This is a genomic window from uncultured Kordia sp. (assembly GCF_947489565.1).
GTDB lineage: Bacteria > Bacteroidota > Bacteroidia > Flavobacteriales > Flavobacteriaceae > Kordia.
Map to the genome: position 1 here is coordinate 1 of NZ_CANLEA010000062.1, position 406 is coordinate 406.

General features: G+C 43.6%; 1 protein-coding gene. It reads left to right on the top strand.

The annotated features are described in order from the left end of the window. On the top strand, window positions 1-406 hold a 406-nt coding region (locus tag Q0845_RS27730; protein WP_298521212.1), incomplete at both ends, for a Calx-beta domain-containing protein.

The window sequence follows — 406 nt, forward strand, 5'->3', positions numbered from 1 at the left end:
CGATCACTGATAATGACACACCAGCAATGAGTGTAGGTGATGTAACGGTTGCAGAAGATGCAGGAACAGCGAGTGTCGCTGTAAGTATTGACAATCCATCTAGTGTAGATACGGTAGTAAGTATCACGACAACCGATAACAGCGCTACCAATCCAGATGATTATACCACTACAACAGTTACAGCAACGATTCCAGCGGGACAGACTACAGTAGATGTAAGTATTCCAATTACAGATGATACTACAGGAGAACCAACCGAGGACTTTAGTGTAAATGGAACTGTAACCAGTGGGAACACATCAAACACAAATGATAGTGGAACAGTAACGATCACTGATAACGATACACCAGCAATGAGTGTAGGTGATGTAACGGTGGCAGAAGATGCAGGAACAGCAAGTGTAGC